Below are 16,582 nucleotides of genomic sequence, written 5' to 3'. Positions count from 1 at the left end.
AAGGCATGACACAGGCCGTAACTGTCCGGCGCGACGGCGACACCTTCCAGGCCCGGCTTTTCTGGTGGCACGCCGCTCGCCTGCTGGATCCGCTAAGCCCCGTCATGAAAGTCGGGTTCGAGAGCGGGCCAAAGAGCTTCGATGACATCTGGGTCGAGTATGACCCCGTTCGCTGCGCTTCCGATCAGTATGGTGAGCCGCTGCTGCGCGAACACATGCAGTGCAAATGGCACGTGACGCCCGACAACTACGGCTACGCTCATCTCGTCGATCCGGAGTTCATCAACGCCAATGCCCGCTCATTGCTGCAGCGGGCACGAGAGGCGCAGCTCAGCTATGCTCCATCCGGGAGCGGCGTGCGCTTCAAGCTGGTGACGAACTGGCGACTCGATCGCGCCGACCCATTGCGCCAGATGGTCGGAATGCGTTCAGGCGCTGTGCGTCTCGATCGCCTTTATGGCTCCGTCACCGACAACAGCAAGGCGGGCTCCGTGCGCAAGGCATGGCGGGAGCATCTCGGTATCGACGAGGCGGAGCTGCGCATCCTGGCGCGCACGCTCGCGTTCGGCGAGGCAACCGACACCCTGGATGGCCTCCGTGATCAGCTCGACATTCTGTTCGGATTGGTGGGCCTGCAACGCATCCCGGCGAACCAGAGCGCGTTTCCCTATGACGACATCATCTTCCAGTGGATGGCACAGGGACGCCTCGAATTTGATCGCGCAAGCTTCCGCGCGGTTTGCGCTCGGGAGGATATTCTTGGATCGACACAGAGCGGGCCCAGGGTCTATGGCGTCAAATCCTTTGAGCACGCCTTCGACAGGCTCGAGGAACGCTGCCACCTCGTCCTCGACCTGATCCCGTCCTTCGACGAGCGTTATATCCGTAGCGACGCGGACTGGGAGGCGAAGCTCTATCCCGAATTGAGAGCCTTCCTCCTTGCTGCGGCGAAGGATCAGCCGCGCCTACGGCTCGCCCTCGATGCACACGCTACGCTCGCCTTTGCCGCGGGATCGGTGATCAACATCAAGTCGGGGCGTCAGGTCGAGCTGGAGCAGCGAGGGACTGGCCGTCGCATCTGGTCGGCCGACGACTCGATCCCGGATCCCGAATGGCCTACCCTCGATTCAGAGATCGTCGAATTGCGGCCGGACGAACCGGACCTTGCCGTAGCGATCGGGCTGACGCATGACGTGGCGGCCGATGTCCGGCGTTTTTGCGAAACCACGCTCTCGACAGTCGGCCGGCTCCTCATCCTCAAACCCAGAACGGGGCCAGGCGCGCAATCGGTGAGGTGCGGACGGCACGCATTTGAGCTCGCGGATGCGGCAAGCGGAGCGGTGCGCGATGCAAAGGCGGGCGGCAGCGGATTGGCGCATCTCTTCGTTGCGGCGCCGAACGCCTTCACCTTTTTCCTCGGCCAGCGCCAGACGGCGCTCGGCACGGTTCGGCTCTACGAATTTGATTTCGACGGGGCGCGCGGACGATCCTACGCGGCCGCCCTCACCTTGCCCATGTCGAAGCCGAACAGCGGAATGCTGACTGTGCAGCCACAGTAGAGCGGGAGAAACCAAACAGGCGCCGATCGGCTCTGACACGTCCGGGTCCCGCCATAGCCTTCCGCGGCATCGAATCGATGCCCCGCGGGCTCTACAACTACCACACGCCCCACGCCCGAAAGCTTCCCCGCCCCGTCACTTCCCGGACGCCAAGTTCGGCGACCAGATCGAGCGCAGCGCGATGGCTCACTTTCAGTTGTTTCACGATCATCGATGACGAGACGATCGGCCGGGTTAAAAGCAAATCCACGACACCGGGAAGGCTGCTTGACGACCGCTTTCCTTGCAGCTTTCGCTCGAGGCGATCCCGCGCCTGGCCGAGCCGAATGATCTCCTTCATCCCCAACGCTGCTCCCTCCGCCATGGCCTCAAGCCCGGCGAGCAGTCGCGACGTCCGGTCCCGAGACCGGCGCCGTTCGCGCGAAATAGTCTTCAGGCCAAAATTGAGGCCGAACAGGTGCGATGCGAGCTTGCCGCGCGCGCGAAGATAGGAACTCACGAGCTGCGCACCGAGCCAATGTTGTCTTTGCAGCGGTTCCAGAATTTCCCACGCATCCCAAAGGATCGCAGCGCCGAGCGTCGGCGGCATTGCCGCAACCTGCTGCATGACGGCTTTCCATTCCGAAAGCCGGCCGCCTTCGTCCCAGTCCGGATCCCGGATGATCAGTTCACCGACTGCCAACGACCCTGCCTTGTGTTCCCGGTCCTTCCCCGCGGCAGCGAGCGTGCGAGCCGAACGGTCAAGAAGCGCGTCGATTTCGGCCATCTCCGCAGCGAAGGCATCATGGTCCTCATCCAACGCCGCCTCTGCGAACGACGCCCGCGCGCCCTCCCCTAACCCCTCGCACCCGGGCGGGATAGAAGCCCGGCTAATCAGGTTTTCGATCCCCGATGGGTTGGTCGCCCAATCCGCCTCCGCCCCGGCTATGCGCCGCCGTGTCCGGAGGATAGAATGCGCGATGGTGATGTCGTGCGTTGGAGCCCGAACATCCCGCTCAGCATCGTGGAGAACCAGGTCTTCGACGTGCACGAGCTCGCCGGCGATCCACATGCTGGCGGCGGCGTCATGGAAGTGTGCCCGCTCGATGAACCCCGGTCCGACTGGGCTGCGCCGTACAATTTCATCGAGGCGCGCCAGTTGATCCTCGGCGTGAGCGACCGCCGGAAAAAGGGTCGCCAGAGGCAAATCACCTATTTCATAGGCCATTGTTATATCTCGGTAAATTGTTTGATCCTGAAGCTATCATAGCATTAGCTTCAACCGTCTGTGATACAATTTTCGCCCGCATTATATATAGAGCGGACTGACGCTCCGGACTGTACAACGGGCCCGCCGGCGGGCCTTGCAGCGCCCAAAAACGTTGTTTTTCAACGCATTTTCAAGCCAAGGCGACCGCGAACTCACCTCAAGAGACGTTTACAAATGATCAGTTATCCGTATCTTCTATAATTGGAAAACCATCCCGATTCAGCTTGATGGTAATGAACATTTCAATTACAATGTGGAGCAATCTCAACGTAAGGAACTTCCAATGACGTCACTAGCCGTAACAATGAAAGGGCAGGTCACGCTGAAGCGGGATCTCCTGCAGCATCTGGGCATCAAGCCCGGAGAACGGATCGACTTCGACAAGCTCCCGGGGGGTGAGCTTCGGGTAAAGGCGGCCCGGCCAACCGGGACCATTGATAATTTCATCGGCCGGCATGCTGGTAAGGTCAAAAAGCCGCTGACGATCGAAGAAATGAACGAGATTGCCGCTTCTGGTTGGGCGGGAGACGAATGAAAATCTCCGTCGATACGAATGTCCTGGTTCGCGCCGTTTTGCAGGACGATGCAAAGCAAGCGGAGACTGCCAGCAAACTGCTGAAAGAGGCATCACTGATCGCGGTTTCCTTGCCCTGCCTATGCGAACTCGTTTGGATACTGCGCCGCGGCGCCAAGCTGCCAAAAGCAGATGTAGCCGTAACAATTCGCGACTTGCTGGATGCAGGCAATGTCGTCATGAACCGTCCTGCGGTTGAAGCCGGGCTTGCCATCCTCGAAGCCGGCGGTGATTTTGCGGATGGTATCATGGCCTATGAGGGCAATTGGCTGGGCGGCGAAACGTTTGTCTCGTTTGATAAGCAGGCCGTCGAACTGTTGACGGAACAAGGACAAGCAGCGCGGCTCGTGTCCTGAACGACCAGATATTCCGGCTTAGAGAGCTTTGCGAAGCTGGTTCAACGGAAGCTCAGGCCTGCCTATCCTACAGAGCACGCGCCGAGGGGAATATGTCGCCATTTTTCGATTTCATTGACACGTTTTCGCGAAATGTCGCTCACGTCGTCATATCGGGTCTGCTCGATCTTCAAACGAGACCGGCATGAAACAGGTGAGGGGCCAGCTTATCGGCTACGCACGAGTCTCCACTGAAGAGCAGGCGACAGAGGCTCAGGAGATCGAGCTCCGCTCGGCCGGCTGTGACGTCATCGTCCAAGAGCACGGTTCCGGCGCATCGCGGGCGCGTCCTGCCCTTGCCAAGCTGCTACGAGAGATCAGCGCCGGCGACACGCTCGTGGTCGTGCGGCTCGACCGTCTCGCGCGCTCCGTCAGCCATCTGCTCGAAGTAATCGAGGATCTGACGGCGAAGAATGCGCATTTTCGTTCGCTGCGCGATCCGATCGATACGGCCACGCCGCAGGGAATGTTTTCGCTCCAGGTGCTCGGCGCCGTGGCGCAGCTCGAACGCGCGCTGATCTCCGAGCGAACCAAGGCAGGCATCAAGGCCGCAAAAGCGAAGGGCCGGCTGCCCGGCAACCCCGGCATCCGGGAAAAGCGCCCCGAGGCGCTGGCCAAAATGACCGCGGTGCAGAAAGCGGCTTACGGCGATCGCATCCAGGCTTCCGCCAACCAATGGCTTCCAACGGTTCGGCGCATGCGACCGGATCATACCTGGGACGACATCGCCCGAGTGCTCAAGCAGCGCGGCCTCGACTGGACGCCGGAACGCCTTCGTCGCGCCGTGAAGTGGATGGTCGCGCAGCGCATGGCCGATCCGGCTCTGCTTCGCAAGTCCCCTCCCCGTCTGCCCGAGGATCGGTTGATGACGCTGGTCGCCGGCATTCATTCGTCGAACCCGGACCTGACGCTGCGCGAAATCGCGGGGCAGCTCGAAAGGTTGCACGAGCGAACCCCGCGCGGTGGCTCGAAATGGTCGCCCTCTTCCGTGAAGAACCTGATCGACCGTGCCCGCCGATCGGGACTGATTTCCAGCACCGGATAGCCGCACGGCCTTCATCGCGATTTCGGCCTCTGCAGGCTCTTCAACAGCGAATCCGACACCTGCAGCCGATCTCCGGCTTCGGCCGCATCATTCGATCGGCCCCTATCCAGGGTGTCCGCCGCCTTCTGCGCATCAAGCTTAGCCCGAAGCAAGGCCATGACCATCGGCCAGGTCGAGAACTTCCCATCTCTGGCGCGGTCTGTCAGGCTGCGCAAATAGCCACCGGCGTTGTTGATCTGGCCGGCCCTCTGGTAGATCCCGGCCAGCGTAATCGCGGCATGCTGCTCGCCGATGACCTCGCAAGCTTCCCGCCAGGCGCTCGGGCTGATCCCCAGCATCGGCCGGGCGACCTCCGCCGCGGCCAGCAAGTCGCGCCAGTGCCGGATTACCCCTCCTTGCGCCAGCTCGCGGATTTCCGGGCAGGCATCCAGCACGATCCCCAATGGTAGATCCCGCCTCGGCAGGCTCCGCACGTTGTCGGTTTCGGCAGCGTTGCCGCCCGCTTCATCTTCTTTTCCAAAGCTGTATTCAGATTCAGATATAGAGTCTGGATTTGAATTCTGTATGTGACGTCCGAAATGGGACTCATTGGCGTCCAGATTCTGTGTTTTTGCAAAAGATTCCAATACGTCTCGAATTTCCGAGCATAACCCATGGAGGTCCATGCAAACCTCCTCGACGGTCTGTCTGGGTGCAGACCGCGGAAGGCGGCCGACGATAGCCTGATAGCTCTGCTGCACCCTGCCCCAGTTGCCGGGAACACGCTCCTCAATGCCAACGTCGATAAGCTTGACAATATCCCGACGCAGGAGAGTCAATTGCTCCTTGGCGACCCGGAAAGCCTTCTTCTCGTCCCGAACAGCCTCAGCCAGATCCTTAAACTCTTCCGCGCGGGCGACGATCGGGGAGAGGTCGAAGCCATAAGCCTGCTCAATCTCTCCGCTCCTACCCTTGCGGGCGAAGCGCTTCCCGTTGGGGCTGTCGCGGCGGATGATAAGACCGCAGTCGACCAGCACTGCGAGATGTCGGCGTAGCGTCGTTGCCGGCATGCCGTTCGCCCGCGCCATAAGCTGCTCGTTCGACGGCCAGACGACAAGCTCAGCGTCGCCTGCAAGGGTTGTTTCCGGATGGAAGGTGAGCAGCGCGTTGAGGATCGCCAGCCCACGATCTGTAGCGCCAATAAGTTCCCGCGCCTCTCGGATATCCTTGAACACGTGCCATTTGTGGGCCGCGGTGTCCGGCTTGATCGCTTTCGCTGCCATCTGCCTAGAAATCTGGCTAAGCGTCATCGGCCGCCGCCCAAAGGGCGTCGCTACAATAGTCTCTCTCATACCTTCGCCTTTGAGCGAGGGGCAAAACGAAATGCACCGCAGTCAACGATGTTCGGATTTGACAGCCGAATCAGAGAGGGCTATTGTCTCTTTGCTACAAGGAACAAGGCTCTCGGATGGTTCGCCGCTCGGGGGCCTTTCTTTTTACCTTTCTTCGCTTCCGCTCCTCTTTCCACACCGATCGGGCGGATCGGCAACGCATTAAACCTTGGCAGCTGCCAAGGTTTATGAATCTCGTGTCGTTTTGTACCGCTCCACCAGCGCAGGCAATTCGCTCTGCATGAAGTCGGCAAACCCGGGCGCAACGGACGGATTGAATGTTATCTTTACTTCCGTCGGCTTGAAGCTGGCTATTCCAAGCTTGCGGCCGCTATCATCTGCGACCGTCACCGTTTCCGCCTTTCTGCGCGTCTTTGCAGCAGCGGCGTTCAATGCCAGAACAAACCGATCATCGGATTTTGAAACCTTGGCAGCTGCCAAGGTTTCTCGAACTCGGGCGATAGCATCTCCATCCGAGCAGGATTTTGCCAATGCGGTCCAGCGTGTACGCCCAGCTTTCGGTGCTCGCCCGATTGCCCTCATCACATCTTCCGGCACGGCTCGGCAAACCGATCTGAACCTCGCCAGTTCGGGATCATCAACCGCCAGAGCCGCCCGGATATCGCGTGCCTTTACACCAGCGGAGTCCATTCCAGTGACGAATAGTGCCTTCTCTGCCCAGCTAAGGTCTTGGCGCGCAGAATTCTCTATGCCTTGGGCAATAACGAGTTGACGGTCGTCGAGACTTTCGATCTTCGCTCTAACCTTCAGCCCCAGCTCCCGCGCGGCACGCAGTCGCCGGTGACCATAGCTCACCTGATATCGAGCCGGATCTGCGGGATGCCGCCGCACCAGGATGGGCATTACCTGCCCTTCAGAGGCAATAAGCGCCTTGAACGCTTCGAATTCCGCATCGTCGTCGTCATTTAGGCGGTCAGGAAAAGGCGAGGGATCGACCGTTTCCGGATCAAGCTCCACCTCGCCGCTGGCCGCGACGAGCGCCTTGAGTTCATCTCTCTCTTCCCGCAACTCTGCAAGCGTGCGCTGCGTGGCCCCAATCACCCCTGCAACACGCGACGACGATGTCGTCGCCTCGCCTGCGGCGTTCGGGGCCTCTGCCTCATTTTGCTGTGGCGTGTAAGACGCGAAGCTTGCGAGGATCGATTTTCGGCCCGTTTGCTTGCTCATGGCCTACCCCAGCTTCGCTCGATCAGCTCGACAATTCGTTGATTGACAGCGTCAATCGATTCCCGCGCCCGCTTAACAGTGTTAGCGCCAATGTTCCCCGGTTCGAGTTCATAGAGCGTCCGCTTCGCTAGACCCGCAGTCTCAACCGCGCTGCTTTCCACGGCGGTCGGTGTCAGTACGTCATCCCCGAACAGGCTGCGCATCATTCCGACGACGTGCACTTGTGACTGGTCGTTAGGATCGTGACGAGTAACGAGATAGCGAAGGAAGTCCTGTTGCATCTTTGCGCCGGCATCTCGAATGACACCGATCAGGTCCCCCATCATCAATAGAAACTGGCTCATCGACATCACGTCCAGCATTGCGGGATGCACGGTAACGATAAGCCCGGTGGCCGCATAGATTGCCCCAAGCGTGAGGAAGCCGAGGGAAGGGGGGGTATCCAGCACTACGATATCGTAATCGTTTTCCACCTCGGCGATTGCAAGCCGAAGGCGCTCAAAGAAGATTTCGCCGGTTCCAATTCGTCGATCGGCAAGAGCCCGCGGCGTTTCGTGCTCGTATTCCATAACCTCAATATTGCCGGGAATTAGATCAATCCCGGAGAAGTATGTTGGCCGAATGATGTCGCGCATCGCCCGACGGTCTCCGTCGTACCGCAACGCTCCATAAATCGTCTCATTGTCGCCGACATCCATTTCTGGCTGCGCGCCAAACATAGCTGAAAGAGATGCTTGCGGATCCAGGTCAATGGCTAAAACCCTGAAGCCGTGCAGCGCGAGATAGTGCGCAAGGTGCGCACTCGTTGTTGTTTTCGCGCTACCCCCTTTGAAATTTGCGACAGCCAACACCTGCAAGTGCTCGCCACTCCGTCGGCGCGGTAAGAATCTGCGGGCGTCGGATGGCCGAGCCTCTGCGAATATCTCGCGTAGCTCATTGATCTGTTCTAAAGTGTAGGCACGATGGTTGTTCTCAAGTCGCGCCGGGACAGGACCCTTACCCTCTATTGACATAGTCCGCAGCGTCGACTCTGGAATGTTCGTGAGCTTGGAGACTTCATTCGTGAGGAAGTACCGAAGCTGTTTCTGCGCGTTGGGTGGATACATTTGCTCGCGCCGCGCTTGCAATTCGCCTGACAGGGTCCTCGCGTGACGAATGATCTTGTCGGCCGGATCCTCACTGATCTGTGCTCTAGCTAGATTCGACATTGTTGCTACTAGACCTTCCTGACGGCCAATGGCCGATCTAATGCCCTTTTGCCGTCAAGGATAACGCATGATTCCAGCCACGCGTCCAGCGGTTTAAGGTTAACGAAAGGTTAATGCGTCTGAACCAAATACTCTCATAACGCATATTTACCTATATGAACCAGCATCTTAGCGCCATTGGCGAGGCTAGCCGGGCCGGGCCCGAAATGCAGATCTGCATATCTCATCCACACATTCATTGATCTCCTCCGCCGCAATAGATGCTGATTCTGCAGAATCACTGAGGTGCAAATCTGCACATAGCCACACGTGAGTCGTGATGGTCTTGGTATGCGCAGTTCGATTCTCATGGAGTGGATCATGCGCATACTTGCCGTCTCTCCCGACCTCTACCAGAGGCATTCCAGCTTACTCACACAGATGCGCCGCCTTCGCGCGACCGTCTTTGGATCACGTCTGGGCTGGGACGTGACGATCTCAGCCGGCGAGGAGCGAGATCAGTATGACGAGGTCAGTCCGACCTATGTCCTGGCAGTCGACGCGACCGACCGGATCGCCGGCTGCGCCCGCCTACTTCCTGCGTCCGGTCCGACCATGCTCGATCAAACCTTTCCCGGACTGCTGGCCAACGGCTCGCTTGATGCGCACCCAGGGATGGTCGAGAGCTCACGCTTCTGCGTCGATACTTCCCTTGAAGCTGGCAGGGGAGGGGGCCAGTTGCATCTGGCGACGCTCACGATGTTCGCGGGCATCATCGAGTGGTCGATAGCGAACGGCTACACCGAAATCGTCACCGCCACAGACCTTCGCTTCGAACGCATCCTGAACCGCGCCGGATGGCCGATGAAGCGGCTCGGCGAACCTGCCGCGATCGGCAACACGATGGCGGTAGCCGGAAGCCTTCCGGCTGACCACGCGAGCTTCGAGCGTGTCTGCCCGGCAGGCTACCATTCGGCGATCACACGAAGCGACACCGCTTCGATCAGGAGTGCGGCGTGACCCAGCTCCGCTCCCATCCCCGCCTGGTCCGCAAGCTGCAGGATGCCCTCGGAGACGAACTCTGCGTCGCCCTCGACGATGCGAGCGTTGTCGAGATCATGCTGAACCCTGACGGACGGCTGTTCATCGAGCGACTTGGCCATGGCGTAGCTCCGGCCGGAGGAATGACCCGGGCCGCGGCGGAAGTCGTCATCGGCAGTGTCGCCCATTCGCTTCAGTCCGAGGCCGACCACGAGCAGCCGATCATATCCGGGGAGCTGCCGATCGGCGGCCACCGGTTCGAGGGTCTTCTTCCCCCGGTGGTCTCTGCGCCGACCTTCACGATCCGCCGTCGCGCGTCGCGCCTCATTCCACTCGACGACTATGTGAAGAACAAGGTGATGACCGAAGCGCAGGCCTCGGTCATCAGGAGCGCGATCTCGTCACGCATGAACATCGTCATCTCGGGCGGCACAGGTTCCGGCAAGACGACGCTCGCGAACTCCGTCATCGCGGAGATCGTCGAGACCGCGCCGGAGGATCGTATGGTGATCCTGGAGGATACCGCCGAGATCCAATGCGCGGCCGAAAACGCGGTCTCTCTCCATACGAGCGACAGCGTCGACATGGCACGACTCCTTAAGAGCACCATGCGTTTGCGTCCGGACAGGATCATTGTCGGCGAAGTCCGCGACGGCGCCGCCCTCACACTACTCAAAGCGTGGAACACCGGCCACCCCGGCGGTGTCACGACCGTGCATTCCAACACGGCGATGTCCGCCTTGCGTCGCCTCGAACAGCTCACGGCGGAAGCCAGCCAGCAGCCCATGCGCGAGGTGATCGGCGAAGCCGTCGACCTCGTCGTCTCCATCGAGCGGACCGGCCGCGGCCGGCGTGTCCGCGACGTGATCCATGTCGAAGGCTTCAAGGGCTCGACGTACCAGACTGAACACTATGCCCAGATCGATGAGGATAGTCATGCAGCGTAAGCATCATCACGCAGTGGCCGGCGGCGCGGTTGCTCTGCTGGCATTGATCGCCATGGCCCCGCCGGCACTTGCATCATCGGGTGGCGGCGGCCTGCCCTGGGAGTCGCCGCTGCAACAGATCCAGCAATCGATCACGGGTCCTGTCGCCGGCTTCATTGCGCTCGCTGCCGTCGCGATCGCGGGCGGGATGCTGATCTTCGGCGGTGAGCTCAACGACTTTGCCAGACGGCTTTGCTACATCGCACTCGTCGGCGGCGTTCTGCTGGGTGCAACCCAGATCGTCGGCCTGTTCGGAGCAACCGGTGCGACGATCAGCAGCCTCGAGCCACAGATGCGCGACAGTCTGACAAAGCAGGTTGGGTTCGCGCAGAGGCAAGGGGAGGGGGCTCATGGCTGAGTCCGGCTCCGCTCTCATTCGCTCGCGCATCCATCGCGCACTGTCGCGGCCCAATCTGCTGATGGGCGCGGATCGGGAACTTGTGCTGCTGAGCGGGCTGGCGGCCGTCATTCTGATCTTCGTCGTCCTTACCTGGTATGCAGCGATTTTCGGAGTGGCGCTCTGGCTCGTCGCCGTCGCCGCCCTTCGAATGATGGCGAAAGCCGATCCCCTGATGCGCCGCGTTTACCTCCGGCATGTCTCATACAAATCCTTGTACAGGGCCACATCGACGCCCTGGCGGCGCTATTGAGGGCGGCGCAATGGTAGCTTTGAAGCCTTTCCGGCATTCCGGCCCTTCGTTTGCCGATCTCGTTCCTTATGCCGCTCTCGTCGACAACGGCATCATGCTCCTGAAGGACGGTAGCCTCATAGCCGGCTGGTATTTTGCCGGTCCGGATAGCGAGAGTTCGACCGACGCCGAGCGCAACGAGATCAGCCGCCAGATCAACGCAATCCTGGCACGCCTCGGCTCCGGCTGGATGATCCAGGTCGAGGCAGCACGCGTTCCGACGACCGACTATCCGGCCGAAGCGGACTGCCACTTCCCGGATCCCGTCACGCGCGCGATCGACGCCGAGCGACGGGCACATTTCGAGCGGGAGAGCGGGCATTTCGAAAGCCGGCAGGCTCTGATCCTGACATGGCGGCCGCCGGAGCGTCGGCGTTCGGGGCTGACGCGATACGTCTATTCGGATGCCGGCAGTCGCTCCACGACCTATGCCGACAGCGCACTCGACGCCTTCCGCACATCTATCCGCGAGGTCGAACAGTATCTCGCCAATGTCGTCTCCGTCCGCCGGATGCTGACGCAGGAGACGGAGGACCGCGGCGGCTTTCGGATCGCGCGATACGACGAACTCTTCCAATTCATCCGCTTCTGCATCACGGGCGAAAACCATCCAATTCGCCTCCCCGAAATCCCGATGTATCTCGACTGGCTGGTCACGGCCGAACTGCAGCATGGCCTGACGCCGACTGTCGAAAACCGCTTCCTTGGCGTCGTGGCGATCGACGGCCTGCCGGCGGAGAGCTGGCCAGGAATTCTCAACGCGCTCGACCTCATGCCACTGACCTATCGCTGGTCGAGCCGCTTCGTCTTTCTCGATGAACAGGAAGCGCGGGCGAGGCTCGAGCGCACGCGCAAGAAATGGCAGCAAAAGGTGCGGCCGTTCTTCGATCAGCTCTTCCAGACGCAAAGTCGTTCGCTCGACCAGGACGCGATGATGATGGTGGCGGAAACCGAGGATGCCATCGCGCAAGCGGCCTCCCAACTCGTCGCCTATGGCTACTACACGCCGGTCATCGTCCTCTTCGACGAGCAACCACGCCTGCAGGAAAAATGCGAGGCAATCCGCCGGCTGATCCAGGCGGAAGGTTTTGGCGCTCGGATCGAGACGCTCAATGCAACGGATGCCTTTCTCGGCAGCCTGCCGGGTGTCTCCTACGCCAATATCCGCGAGCCGCTGATCAATACCCGCAATCTCGCCGATCTCGTGCCGCTCAATTCCGTCTGGTCGGGAAGTCCGACAGCGCCTTGCCCGTTTTACCCGCCCGGTTCGCCACCGCTCATGCAGGTCGCAAGCGGCTCGACTCCGTTCCGGCTGAACCTCCATGTCGACGACGTTGGCCATACGTTGGTCTTCGGCCCGACCGGGTCCGGCAAGTCGACGCTTCTTTCGCTGATCGCGGCGCAGTTCCGCCGTTACAGGGACGCGCAGATCTTCGCCTTTGATAAGGGACGGTCGATGCTGCCGTTGACCTTGGCCGTTGGCGGCGACCACTACGAGATTGGCGGCGACGCGACGATAGACGGGGAGGGGACGTCACCGCGGCTGGCCTTCTGCCCGCTGGCGGAACTCTCGAGCGACGGCGATCGCGCCTGGGCGGCAGAGTGGCTGGAAACGCTTGTGGCTTTGCAGGGTGTCACGGTGACCCCGGATCATCGCAACGCCATCTCGCGGCAGATCGCTCTGATGGCGGAGTCCCGTGGGCGATCGCTGTCGGACTTCGTGAGCGGCGTGCAGATGCGCGAAATCAAGGATGCGCTCCATCACTACACGGTCGACGGACCGATGGGTCAGCTTCTCGACGCGGAAGAGGACGGGCTGACGCTCGGCGCCTTCCAGTGCTTCGAAGTGGAAGAGCTGATGAACATGGGCGAGCGCAATCTCGTGCCGGTCCTCACCTATCTGTTCCGCCGTGTCGAGAAGCGACTCACCGGGAACCCAAGCCTCATCATTCTCGACGAAGCCTGGCTGATGCTCGGCCATCCGCTGTTCCGCGACAAGATCCGAGAATGGCTGAAGGTGCTGCGCAAGGCCAATTGTGCGGTGGTGCTCGCCACCCAATCGATCTCAGACGCGGAGCGTTCCGGCATCATCGATGTGCTGAAGGAGAGCTGCCCGACAAAAATCTGCCTGCCGAATGGGGCGGCGCGGGAGCCTGGCACGCGGGAGTTCTACGAGCGGATCGGCTTCAACCAACGGCAGATCGAGATCGTCGCGACGGCTCTTCCGAAGCGGGAATATTACGTCGCGTCGCCCGACGGCCGCCGCCTCTTCGACATGGCGCTCGGGCCTGTCGCGCTCTCCTTCGTCGGGGCATCCGGCAAGGAGGATCTGAAACGCATTCGGACGCTTCGGTCCGAACACGGCGACAAATGGCCGCTTCACTGGCTGCAACAGAGAGGGATTGCTCATGCGGAATCGTATTTACGCGCCTGATCGCCGCTGCATCGCTGGCGTTCTTGTGGTCGTGGTAGCAATGGCGCTGCCTGAAACGGGCATGGCTGGCGGCGTGACCGGCGAGGCGACAGAGTTCACACAGCTCGCCAACAATGCCGAACTCGTCTCGCTTGTGGGCAAATCGGCCGAGCAGGTGAACAACCAGATCACCCAGATCAACCAGTTGGCCGAGCAGATCCAGAACCAGTTGAGGATCTACGAAAACATGCTGCAGAACACCGCGCAATTGCCGGAGCACGTCTGGGGCCAGGTCGAAAGCGATCTCAACAGGCTGCAGAGCATCGTCGGGCAAGGGCAGGGCATCGCGTTTTCGATGGGCAATATCGACGACCAGCTTCAGCAGCGGTTCCAGAGCTATGCCGAGATGAAAAGCAACCTGCCTGATGAGGCGAGTTTTTCGACGACCTATCAGAGCTGGTCTGACACGAACCGCGACACGATCGCCGGCACGCTGAAAGCCGCAAACCTGACGGCCGAGCAGTTTTCCAGCGAGGAATCCACCATGTCGTCGTTGCGCTCGATGTCGGAAAGTGCCGACGGCCAGATGAAAGCTTTGCAGGTGGGTCATGAGATCGCGTCACAAGAGGTGGCGCAAATTCAGAAGCTGCGCGGGTTGGTCTCGCAGCAGATGACCATGATGGGCACCTGGTATCAGTCGGAACAGGCGCAAAAAGACCTTGCGCAGGCCCGGCGCGAAAAGTTCTTCAACGCGCCGGAGCACGGTATCCGCGGCGGTCAGACGATGGAGCCGCGCTGGTGAGCCCGCGTCTGATCATCGCCGTTGCACTGGCGGGAATTGTCGTTGTCGGTGCCGGCGTGAGCTGGATGCTGATGCAGCCGCGCCCCGCGGCTTCAGGAGCAGGATCTATGCATCCGGCATCCGACGCCGCACGCCGCGAGCACCAGGAGAAATTCTTCAGCGGCGATCCGGAGCGCAACATCCGCGGCGGCCAGGAGATGAAGCCGAGATGGTGATCGTTCGCCCCTCACGGAAACTAGAGCTCATCTTCATCGCAATCGGCATGGTTCTGCTGGCGAGCGCGCCGGCCCTTGCGCAGCAGGGAGCCGTGCTCACCACACTGGAGAATCAGGTCGTCACCGCGGCCAAGGGATGGGAAACGACCATCACCAATGCGGCGCGGTCGCTGTTCTGGATCCTGGCGGGAATCGAGATCGGCATTGCCGCCGTATGGCTTGCGATCAATGCCGCCTCGCTTGACGCCTGGTTCGCCGAACTCGTCCGCCGCATCCTGTTCATCGGGCTGTTCGCCTTTATTCTCGACCGCGGCCCGGCGCTTGGCAAGGCGATCGTCGACAGCCTCTATCAGATCGGCGCCGGCGGCGGGTCCGCCTCGCCGGCCAATATCTTCGACGCCGGTATCCGCGTCGCGTCCAAAATGTCGGAGCAGGCGAAGTTCGGGCTTTGGGAGGACAACGCTCTGGCGATTGCCGCGGTCTTCGCCATGGTCGTCGTGGTCGTTGCCTTCAGCCTTGTCGCCGCGATCTTCGTCGCAGTGATGGTGGAAATGTATATTGGCCTGCTCGCCGGCATGATCATGCTCGGCCTCGGCGGTTCCTCCTACACGAAGGACTTCGCGATCCGTTATCTGGTCTACGCCTTCAGTGTCGGCATGAAGCTGATGGCGCTGGTAATGATCTCGAAAATCGGCTCCGACATCCTGTTGGGGCTCGCGGAGGCACCCTCCGCCGACACTGACCAGTTCATCACGACGCTGGCGATCGCCGGCATCTCCGTGGTCGTCTTCGTCATCGCCATGTATGTACCGCCGATCATCCAGGGCGTGGTGCAGGGTGCTTCGGTTTCGGGCGGCATGGAAGCGATCCGCCACGGCGGACAGACGGCGACCTTTGCCGCCGGCGGCGCGTTCCTCGGCGCCAGTGCGGCGAGAGCGGGAGCCGAGACCGCAAGCGCCGCCAGGGCAGGGGGGTCATCCATCGCCGGTGCTGCATTGCGCGGCATGGCGTCCAGCATCGGCAATGCCGGGTGGGCGGCAGGCTCCGCGGCGAAGGAAAAAGCGATCGCCTCACCCGGCGCCTACGCGGGCTCGTTGCTCGGCCTCGCCAACGCCAAGCTCGACCAGACGCGCAATCCCGGCAAGGCGGCGACACCACCACCCCTCAAAGACAATACATAATCGAAAGCTGAGCCTCGCATGTCTGGACGAACACCGCCCGGCAATCCCTACATTGCCGCTAGAAATGAATGGAACGAACGCTACGGCTCTTATGTGAAGGCAGCCGCCGCATGGCGCATCGTCGGCATCACCGGCATGGTCATGGCGGTCGTCGGCTTTTCCTATGCGCTTTATCAGAGCACGCAAGTCAAGCTCGTTCCCTATATTGTCGAAGTCGACAAGCTCGGCACGGCGGCGACCGCCGGCTTCCCGCAACAGATCGAATATGCCGACGCCAGAGTGGTGCGCGCCACCCTTGGCGGCTTCGTCTCGAACTTCCGATCGGTCACACCGGATGCTGTGGTCCAGAAGCAGTATATCGACCGCACATACGCGCTGCTCAGGACTTCGGACCCGGCGACCGAGAAGGTCAATGCATGGTTCAGAACAAGTTCGCCGTTCGAGAAGGCGAAGAGCGCGACTGTCGCCATCGAGGTCAACAACATCGTGGCACTGTCCAACCAGTCCTATCAGATCGACTGGACCGAGTTCGAACGCGACCGGAAGGGCAAGGAGACCGCTCTTCGTCGGTTCCGCGGCATCGCCACCGTGACGCTGACCCCGCCTCAGGACGAGGGCGTGATCCGCCTCAACCCGATCGGCCTTTACCTCAAGGACTTCGACTGGACTGCACAGCTTTGAAAGGCAT

The 16,582-nt window shown here is 61.0% G+C and carries 17 protein-coding genes; 13 read left to right on the top strand and 4 right to left on the bottom strand.

Going from position 1 to position 16,582, the window contains the following annotated elements; translation table 11 throughout:
* Positions 1–5: 5 nt before the first annotated feature.
* On the top strand, positions 6–1,559 hold the full coding sequence (locus RNA01_RS14325; protein WP_147180903.1) for an SAVED domain-containing protein: 1,554 nt from the start codon (positions 6–8) through the stop codon (positions 1,557–1,559).
* 97 nt (positions 1,560–1,656) lie between these two features.
* Here RNA01_RS14325 and RNA01_RS14320 read toward each other — a convergent pair whose 3' ends face one another.
* On the bottom strand, positions 1,657–2,766 hold the full coding sequence (locus RNA01_RS14320; RefSeq protein WP_147180902.1) for an RHE_PE00001 family protein: 1,110 nt from the start codon (positions 2,764–2,766) through the stop codon (positions 1,657–1,659).
* A 325-nt stretch (positions 2,767–3,091) separates the two neighbouring features.
* On the opposite strand from RNA01_RS14320, the gene RNA01_RS14315 reads away from it, so the two are divergent.
* The 3 genes from RNA01_RS14315 (at position 3,092) to RNA01_RS14305 (ending at position 4,822) form a co-directional block, all read left to right on the top strand.
* On the top strand, positions 3,092–3,343 hold the full coding sequence (locus tag RNA01_RS14315; RefSeq protein WP_147180901.1) for an AbrB/MazE/SpoVT family DNA-binding domain-containing protein: 252 nt from the start codon (positions 3,092–3,094) through the stop codon (positions 3,341–3,343).
* Positions 3,340–3,738 carry a type II toxin-antitoxin system VapC family toxin gene (locus RNA01_RS14310; protein WP_147180900.1) on the top strand — a complete coding sequence of 133 codons (399 nt, stop codon included), beginning with the start codon at positions 3,340–3,342 and terminating at the stop codon, positions 3,736–3,738. Before RNA01_RS14315 ends, RNA01_RS14310 begins: the two co-directional genes overlap by 4 nt.
* Positions 3,739–3,922: 184 nt before the next feature.
* Positions 3,923–4,822: a recombinase family protein gene (locus RNA01_RS14305; protein ID WP_147180899.1), complete on the top strand. Its 900-nt coding sequence runs from the start codon at positions 3,923–3,925 to the stop codon at positions 4,820–4,822.
* Between the two features lie 11 nt (positions 4,823–4,833).
* Here RNA01_RS14305 and repC read toward each other — a convergent pair whose 3' ends face one another.
* From repC to repA, 3 genes are all read right to left on the bottom strand, one after another.
* On the bottom strand, positions 4,834–6,153 hold the full coding sequence (gene repC, locus RNA01_RS14300; RefSeq protein ID WP_147180898.1) for a plasmid replication protein RepC: 1,320 nt from the start codon (positions 6,151–6,153) through the stop codon (positions 4,834–4,836).
* 225 nt (positions 6,154–6,378) lie between these two features.
* The gene (repB, locus tag RNA01_RS14295) at positions 6,379–7,380 is read right to left on the bottom strand and encodes a plasmid partitioning protein RepB (RefSeq protein ID WP_147180897.1); all 1,002 of its coding nucleotides are present in this window, start codon (positions 7,378–7,380) and stop codon (positions 6,379–6,381) included.
* Positions 7,377–8,588: a plasmid partitioning protein RepA gene (gene repA, locus RNA01_RS14290; RefSeq protein ID WP_147180896.1), complete on the bottom strand. Its 1,212-nt coding sequence runs from the start codon at positions 8,586–8,588 to the stop codon at positions 7,377–7,379. Before repA ends, repB begins: the two co-directional genes overlap by 4 nt.
* A 360-nt stretch (positions 8,589–8,948) precedes the next feature.
* Here repA and traI point away from each other — a divergent pair, with 360 nt between their 5' ends.
* The 9 genes from traI to RNA01_RS14245 are packed head-to-tail and all read left to right on the top strand — an operon-like array spanning position 8,949 to position 16,575.
* A complete protein-coding gene (gene traI / locus RNA01_RS14285; protein WP_147180895.1) occupies positions 8,949–9,587 on the top strand; it encodes an acyl-homoserine-lactone synthase in 639 nt (212 codons plus the stop codon).
* Entirely contained in the window at positions 9,584–10,555 is a 972-nt protein-coding gene (gene trbB / locus RNA01_RS14280) for a P-type conjugative transfer ATPase TrbB (RefSeq protein ID WP_147180894.1), read from the top strand. Before traI ends, trbB begins: the two co-directional genes overlap by 4 nt.
* The gene (gene trbC / locus RNA01_RS14275; RefSeq protein WP_147180893.1) at positions 10,545–10,952 is read left to right on the top strand and encodes a conjugal transfer pilin TrbC; all 408 of its coding nucleotides are present in this window, start codon (positions 10,545–10,547) and stop codon (positions 10,950–10,952) included. Before trbB ends, trbC begins: the two co-directional genes overlap by 11 nt.
* Positions 10,945–11,244 (top strand): conjugal transfer protein TrbD, encoded by a 300-nt coding sequence (locus tag RNA01_RS14270; protein ID WP_147180892.1) that lies wholly within the window; start codon positions 10,945–10,947, stop codon positions 11,242–11,244. The genes trbC and RNA01_RS14270 overlap by 8 nt, the downstream gene beginning before the upstream one ends.
* 10 nt (positions 11,245–11,254) lie before the next feature.
* Positions 11,255–13,717 carry a conjugal transfer protein TrbE gene (locus tag RNA01_RS14265; RefSeq protein WP_147180891.1) on the top strand — a complete coding sequence of 821 codons (2,463 nt, stop codon included), beginning with the start codon at positions 11,255–11,257 and terminating at the stop codon, positions 13,715–13,717.
* A 40-nt stretch (positions 13,718–13,757) separates the two neighbouring features.
* The gene (gene trbJ, locus RNA01_RS14260; protein WP_235916649.1) at positions 13,758–14,498 is read left to right on the top strand and encodes a P-type conjugative transfer protein TrbJ; all 741 of its coding nucleotides are present in this window, start codon (positions 13,758–13,760) and stop codon (positions 14,496–14,498) included.
* Entirely contained in the window at positions 14,495–14,713 is a 219-nt protein-coding gene (trbK, locus tag RNA01_RS14255) for an entry exclusion protein TrbK (protein WP_147180889.1), read from the top strand. The genes trbJ and trbK overlap by 4 nt, the downstream gene beginning before the upstream one ends.
* The gene (gene trbL / locus RNA01_RS14250; RefSeq protein WP_147180888.1) at positions 14,707–15,894 is read left to right on the top strand and encodes a P-type conjugative transfer protein TrbL; all 1,188 of its coding nucleotides are present in this window, start codon (positions 14,707–14,709) and stop codon (positions 15,892–15,894) included. The genes trbK and trbL overlap by 7 nt, the downstream gene beginning before the upstream one ends.
* Before the next feature lie 18 nt (positions 15,895–15,912).
* Entirely contained in the window at positions 15,913–16,575 is a 663-nt protein-coding gene (locus RNA01_RS14245) for a conjugal transfer protein TrbF (RefSeq protein WP_147180887.1), read from the top strand.
* The last annotated feature ends 7 nt before the right edge of the window (positions 16,576–16,582 follow it).

It is taken from the genome of Paenirhizobium naphthalenivorans (genome assembly GCF_007992095.1).
Taxonomy (GTDB): Bacteria; Pseudomonadota; Alphaproteobacteria; order Rhizobiales; family Rhizobiaceae; genus Allorhizobium; species Allorhizobium naphthalenivorans.
This window is presented reverse-complemented; position numbering and strand designations above follow the sequence as displayed.

Bases quoted from the DNA above. Each gene is read 5' to 3' on its own strand.
- RNA01_RS14320 (WP_147180902.1), bottom strand. From the start codon at position 2,766: ATGGCCTATGAAATAGGTGATTTGCCTCTGGCGACCCTTTTTCCGGCG.
- trbL (WP_147180888.1), top strand. From the start codon at position 14,707: ATGGTGATCGTTCGCCCCTCACGGAAACTAGAGCTCATCTTCATCGCA.
- RNA01_RS14270 (WP_147180892.1), top strand. From the start codon at position 10,945: ATGGCTGAGTCCGGCTCCGCTCTCATTCGCTCGCGCATCCATCGCGCA.
- RNA01_RS14265 (WP_147180891.1), top strand. From the start codon at position 11,255: ATGGTAGCTTTGAAGCCTTTCCGGCATTCCGGCCCTTCGTTTGCCGAT.
- RNA01_RS14310 (WP_147180900.1), top strand. From the start codon at position 3,340: ATGAAAATCTCCGTCGATACGAATGTCCTGGTTCGCGCCGTTTTGCAG.
- RNA01_RS14315 (WP_147180901.1), top strand. From the start codon at position 3,092: ATGACGTCACTAGCCGTAACAATGAAAGGGCAGGTCACGCTGAAGCGG.
- RNA01_RS14305 (WP_147180899.1), top strand. From the start codon at position 3,923: ATGAAACAGGTGAGGGGCCAGCTTATCGGCTACGCACGAGTCTCCACT.
- repA (WP_147180896.1), bottom strand. From the start codon at position 8,588: ATGTCGAATCTAGCTAGAGCACAGATCAGTGAGGATCCGGCCGACAAG.
- trbJ (WP_235916649.1), top strand. From the start codon at position 13,758: ATGGCGCTGCCTGAAACGGGCATGGCTGGCGGCGTGACCGGCGAGGCG.
- repB (WP_147180897.1), bottom strand. From the start codon at position 7,380: ATGAGCAAGCAAACGGGCCGAAAATCGATCCTCGCAAGCTTCGCGTCT.
- trbC (WP_147180893.1), top strand. From the start codon at position 10,545: ATGCAGCGTAAGCATCATCACGCAGTGGCCGGCGGCGCGGTTGCTCTG.
- RNA01_RS14245 (WP_147180887.1), top strand. From the start codon at position 15,913: ATGTCTGGACGAACACCGCCCGGCAATCCCTACATTGCCGCTAGAAAT.
- repC (WP_147180898.1), bottom strand. From the start codon at position 6,153: ATGAGAGAGACTATTGTAGCGACGCCCTTTGGGCGGCGGCCGATGACG.
- traI (WP_147180895.1), top strand. From the start codon at position 8,949: ATGCGCATACTTGCCGTCTCTCCCGACCTCTACCAGAGGCATTCCAGC.
- RNA01_RS14325 (WP_147180903.1), top strand. From the start codon at position 6: ATGACACAGGCCGTAACTGTCCGGCGCGACGGCGACACCTTCCAGGCC.